5 protein-coding genes are annotated in these 5,399 nt (G+C 59.3%); 3 read left to right on the forward strand and 2 right to left on the reverse strand.

The genetic code is table 11. The features are described 5' to 3' along the window. From V6C16_RS07220 to V6C16_RS07230, 3 genes are all read left to right on the forward strand, one after another. A partial coding sequence (locus V6C16_RS07220; protein WP_333542950.1) for a GtrA family protein occupies window positions 1–451 on the forward strand: 451 nt, incomplete at its 5' end. Beyond that, complete coding sequence (locus V6C16_RS07225; RefSeq protein ID WP_333534839.1) at window positions 448–1,422, forward strand: glycosyltransferase family 2 protein; 975 nt, start codon at window positions 448–450, stop codon at window positions 1,420–1,422. The genes V6C16_RS07220 and V6C16_RS07225, both read left to right, overlap by 4 nt. Before the next feature lie 366 nt (window positions 1,423–1,788). Then, complete coding sequence (locus V6C16_RS07230) at window positions 1,789–3,477, forward strand: L-lactate permease (protein WP_333534840.1); 1,689 nt, start codon at window positions 1,789–1,791, stop codon at window positions 3,475–3,477. Window positions 3,478–3,939: 462 nt separating this feature from the next. Here V6C16_RS07230 and thiF read toward each other — a convergent pair whose 3' ends face one another. Both thiF and V6C16_RS07240 read right to left on the reverse strand, forming a co-directional pair. Beyond that, entirely contained in the window at window positions 3,940–4,605 is a 666-nt protein-coding gene (thiF, locus tag V6C16_RS07235; RefSeq protein WP_333542951.1) for a sulfur carrier protein ThiS adenylyltransferase ThiF, read from the reverse strand. Window position 4,606: 1 nt separating this feature from the next. After that, window positions 4,607–5,399: 2-iminoacetate synthase ThiH (locus tag V6C16_RS07240; protein WP_333542952.1), on the reverse strand; the 793-nt coding region annotated here is incomplete at its 5' end.

A 5,399-nucleotide genomic window follows, 5' to 3' on the forward strand; every position in this document is an offset into this window, starting at 1 on the left:
TTGGGTGCGTTTCGGCATGGTGGGCGGGGCCGCTACCTTGACGTATGCCCTTTTGGGTTTGTTTTTTGTCAGGATTCCCGGGGTTCCCGTTCTGGCAGGCAACGCTCTGGCCTATGCCCTGAGCTTTGTGGTGTCGTATTTTGGGCAGTGCCTCTGGACGTTCCGGGCGGGCGGCGCCAACAGCCACCTTTCGCACCGGGCCATGCTGCCGCGCTTTGCCGCAACCCAAGCCCTCGGCCTTGGGCTGAATTCCGCCATCATCTGGGTGCTCATGCGTTTTGGCCTGGACTACGAAATCGCCATGCCCGCCGCTGTGCTGCTTGTGCCGGTCATGGTCTATTTTTTGTGTAAATACTGGGTATTCCGGCAGCATTCTCCTATGACTCCGCCAGTGTCGCCGCACAGGCCGGCGCCGCCAGCCCAGACCCCAACCAGTGAGGAAAAACCATGAGCGCTCCCGTTGTTTCCGTCATCATGAACTGCCTGAACAGCTCGCGTGACCTGCGGGAGGCCATGAACAGCGTCATGGCCCAGACGTTTACGGACTTCGAGATCGTGTTCTGGGACAACGGTTCCACTGACGAAAGCCCGGCCATCGCCCAAAGTTATGGTGAAAAGGTGCGCTATTTCAGGGGAGAGACCACGGTTCCCCTGGGCGCTGCGCGCAACCTGGCCCTGGCGCAGGCCAGAGGCCGTTATATAGCTTTTCTGGATTGCGACGACCTCTGGCGGCCGCGCAAGCTGGAGCTTCAGACGGCCCTGCTTGAAGCTGACGGGCGGGTGGGGCTGGTCAGCACGGATACGGAGATTTTTGACGGCAGGCGCGTGCTCAAGCGTGTTTTTGGCGAAGCGCGGCCGGAGCGGGGCATGGTTTTCGCAGCCCTGATGGAGCGCCAGTGGATATCAATGTCTTCCGCCATTGTGCGGGCGGAGGCCCTGGCCGGACTTTCCGCGGAGGGAACGGCCACGGGGCGGGGCGTTAACGGCGGCTGGTTTGACGAGAGCCTCAATGTCTGCGAGGAGGCGGATGTTTTTTACCGCATTGCCCACGACTGGAAGCTGGACCACGTGGACGAGGCGCTCACCGTCTGGCGTGTGCACGGAACCAACACGACGTTTCGCAAGTTCGGCCAGTTCGCGGACGAAACCCTGCGCATTCTGGAAAAGCACCGCAGGCTTTATCCGGATTATGATCAGGAATACGCAAATCTTGTGCTGCTGCTTACGCGGCGGGCCGCTTTTCAGAAGGGCGTGGCCTTGTGGCGTGAAGGTAAAAATGCCGCCGCCCGTCAGGCCGTGGCCCCCTGGAAAAACAGCGGCAGGAAATATAAAATATTCTGGTTCGCAAGTTATTTGCCCGGATCATTTTTTGACCTTGCCGCGCGTTTATACTTTGCCCTGCCTGCCGCGCTTCGCCGTTAGAAGGAATGTTTTTTTAATTATCCATCTTCCAACTTTCAAAAAAGCATTGTTTTTTACTCAGGAAACAGGTATCCGTCCAAGAGCTATTCTTGGGGACAGCCGGGTCCGCAGCGCGTGTGGGGTGCACAATCGCTGGTAGGGGTCCGTGTCTCCTACAACCCATAGCTTAAGGGAGCAGTTGTTATGGCATGGACGCAAGTTTACGACCCGATAGCTCTTGCTGCGTTGGCAGCGCGCCATTGGCGGCTATTGCGAGAAAAGCCGAGCGGGCGGCTTTGACCTTGCACTGGTTGAGCGAAGAAAGAACAGTGTGCAGGGCAGGTTTTTTCAGGTTTATGAAAAACTCGAGCTAACAAAGGAGTGGGCATGTCTGTTGGAATGTTGGCCTTGCTGGCGGTTATTCCGATTCTTGTGGCACTGGTTCTGATGGTGGGGCTGCGTTGGCCCGCCACGCGCGCCATGCCGCTTGCGTGGTTTGTCTGTGCCGTCAGTGGTGTCATTGGCTGGAAGCTGGACCTGTTGTACCTTGCGGCGCTGTCGCTGCAGGGTGTTGTTGTTGCCATTGGTGTTCTGATCATTGTTTTTGGCGCCATCCTCATCCTGTATACGCTGGAAGAGAGCGGCGGCATGGAAACCATTCAGCACGGCATGCAGGGCGTCAGTCGTGACCGCCGCATCCAGGCCATCATCATCGGCTTCATGTTTGCGGCCTTTATTGAAGGCGCGGCCGGTTTCGGCACACCTGCGGCCCTTGCGGCCCCGCTTTTGCTGGCCCTTGGCTTTCCGGCCATGGCCGCAGCGGTCATCTGTCTTGTGTTCAACTCTGTGCCGGTAACCTTCGGCGCTGTGGGAACCCCGGTCATCGTGGGTTTCGGATTTTTGAAAGGCAGCGTGGCCGAGGCCGTGGCCGCCAATCCCAATCTTCCGTTCAGCAGCTATGATGCCTTTTGCAAGGCCGTGGGCGAATGGGCGACCATTATGCACGCCCCTATGGCGATCATCATCACCATCTTTATGCTCGGCTTTCTGACCCGCTTTTTCGGTCCTGAAAAGTCCTGGGCCGCGGGCTTTCGCGCCTGGAAGTATTGTGTGTTCGCCGCTGTGTGCTTTCTTGTGCCGTATCTTTCGTGCGCCTGGCTGCTCGGGCCGGAGTTCCCCGCCATGCTGGGCGGCCTTTTGGGCCTCGGCGTAGTGGTGTGGGCAACCAAAAAAGGCTTCTGCGTACCCAAGGACGTGTGGGAATTCGCGCCTTCCAGCCAGTGGGACAAAGCCTGGACCGGCACTGTGCCTACCAGCACCAAGACGGAATTTCACGCCAGCATGAGCCAGTTCCGCGCTTGGCTGCCGTACGTAATCATCTGTCTGCTGCTGGTGATCTCCCGCATTCCCTCTTTGGGGCTCAAGGGTTGGCTGTCCAGCCAGAAGATCAGCTTCAATGACATTCTGGGCTTTACCGGCGTCAATGCCAGCATCGACTATCTGTACCTGCCCGGAACCTTCTTTATCGTGGTTTCCCTGCTGACCATCATGCTGCACAAGATGTCCGGCCAGGCTGTTTCCCGCGCCTGGAAGGAAAGCTTCCGCAAAATGAAGTCGCCGACCATTGCCCTGGTTTTCGCCGTGGCTATGGTGTCCATCTTCCGCGGTTCCGCGACCAACCCGGCCGAAGTTCCCTCCATGCCTCTTGCCCTGGCCGAGGCCGTGGGGGCCTTTGCCGGTTCGGTGTGGCCCATGCTGGCGGCCTTTGTGGGCGGCCTGGGGGCCTTTATCACCGGTTCCAACACGGTTTCTGACCTTATGTTCGCCGAGTTCCAGTGGAACATGGCCGGAACCCTCGAGCTGCCGCGCCAGATCATCGTGGCCGCGCAGGCCGTTGGCGGCGCCATGGGCAACATGATCTGCGTGCACAATATTGTTGCCGCCTGCGCCGTGGTGGGACTTTCCGGCCGTGAGGGCGAAGTGCTTCGCCGCACGTTCTGGCCCTTCCTGCTGTACGGTCTTGTGGTGGGCGTCATCTGCTGGGTGCTGGTGGTCGTCAACCCCACGGTGTTCTAGGGGCTTTTATCTTGAAATGTCCGGCGGAATCTGCTTGCAAATTCTGGCCGCAAAATGAGAGAGGCGGGCTTTGCCCGCCTCTCTCATTTTAGAGCAATTTCACTTTGAAATTGCTCTGGCGGCTGCGTGAGCAGTCGCCCGCCGCAAAGATGCAAGCGCAGCTTCAGCCGTTACGACAAAGGAAGTTACGGATAAAGACAGCAGAGCTATTTACTTGCGCGGTTAAGCATCGAAGCGAGCGTGTCTTAAACTTTGAGAATGTACATTCTCAAAGTTAATCTGCTCTAGACAGTGTCGTCACGAGCGCCTTTCCCGGTATCTCTGCGTCGAACTTCGCCTTTTATTCCGGTCGAGTACCATAAGAGTACACTCCCTGCATAAAAGGCTCGTTCTCCTTGATATACCAAGGAAATTCATCTCGTGACGACACTGTCTAGGTTTCAGCGTGGTTTCATCATCGGGCTATACGGTTGATGTTATGGCCCCGCCTGCGGATTCCGGGGTCTGGGTGGGGCCGAGCAGCATTTCCAGCACGGCATCGGCCAGCAGGGCCGCCGCCTCCGTTACTCGGGGGGCCAGCGGGGGAGCCATGAGAATGTCTGTGGTAAAGTCCCCCACCAGCACGAGGTTTCCGAGCTTGCGTCGTCCCATTGGCGCACCGCCGAAGCCTCCCATGCCTGAGGCGCTGGCGACCCGGTGGCCGGCCAGCAAGGCGTTTTCCACAAAAAGGCTTTTGTCTTCAGGGTTGTCAAGGGCTTCCACCCATATGGAGCAGCACGGCAGCAGATCCGGCAGGCTGGCTGCGGTGATGTAGGTCCTGTGCCTGTTCACCACCATTTGGGGGTTCAGCTCAAGCAGTAGCTCGTGCAGGGCATCCACCTTGCTGCGGCCCACATGACGCGGCCAGTATTGCTGCCGGTTGAGGTTGGAGGCGTCCACCACGTCATGGTCAACCAGGGTCAGGTGTTCCACGCCGCTGCGGGCCAGCATGAGGGCCGCGTTGGAGCCAAGGCCGCCAGCCCCGGCTATTCCTATGCGGGCCTGCCGCAAGATATGCAGCTGCTCCGGGGTCAGATAGCGGCCAAGCCCCTGACACAGGGGATTGGTTGCGGCTGTAGTGTCTTTCATGTCAGGCCCATGCGCCCGCGGGATCTTCCCAATCCTTGAGCACGGGTTGATAGCCCATGCCCGTCAGGGCCGAGACCATCTGCTCCAGGCTGCGGCCGTCAGTGATTTCAAACTGTCCGGGATTATGGGCGTCTTCTGTGGCGCGGCCGCCCACAGCAGTGGATACGCCGGCGGAGACCCGCGTGACGCCCAGCGGCAGCAGATTGTCGCGCATAAAGGCACTTTCACGGCTGGAACAGGTGATGCCCGACCTTGGCAAAAAACAGCGCAAGGCCGTGACGTATTGTACCAGGTGGCGGTCATCCAGGGCATGCGGCACGTCAAAATTACCCTCATGCGGGCAGATGCGCGGTATGGACACGCTCACGTCCACCCCGGGGTAGCGGCGTTGCAACCACCATGCGTGCAGCCCCGTGGCAAAGGCATCCTGCTCGAATGAATCAAGGCCGAGCAGCGCACCCACGCCCATGGATCGCATGCCCGCCTGAGCCGCGCGCTGGGGCGCGTTGAGGCGAAAGGCATAATCGCGCTTGGGGCCGGCCGGGTGCAGCCATGCGTACAGTTCGGGAGTATAGGTTTCCTGAAACATGGTCATGCTGTCCACGCCCGCATTCACAAGCATGGCGTACTCTTCAGTGGTGAGGGAGTAGACCTCGATGCCCACCGAAGCGAACCAGGGTTTGATGCGCCGGGCCACAGCGGCGATATACTCCGGCGATGACAGATGCCGTGCGTCTCCGGTAAGCAGCAGAATGTGCTGAAAGCCCAGGTCGGCCACGGCCCTGGCCTCGGCC

This window comes from Desulfovibrio sp. 1188_IL3213, from assembly GCF_036763145.1.
Lineage (GTDB): Bacteria > Desulfobacterota > Desulfovibrionia > Desulfovibrionales > Desulfovibrionaceae > Desulfovibrio.

Excerpts from the sequence above, each read along its gene's own strand:
- V6C16_RS07225 (WP_333534839.1), top strand. The coding sequence starts at position 448 with ATGAGCGCTCCCGTTGTTTCCGTCATCATGAACTGCCTGAACAGCTCG.
- V6C16_RS07230 (WP_333534840.1), top strand. The coding sequence starts at position 1,789 with ATGTCTGTTGGAATGTTGGCCTTGCTGGCGGTTATTCCGATTCTTGTG.
- thiF (WP_333542951.1), bottom strand. The coding sequence starts at position 4,605 with ATGAAAGACACTACAGCCGCAACCAATCCCCTGTGTCAGGGGCTTGGC.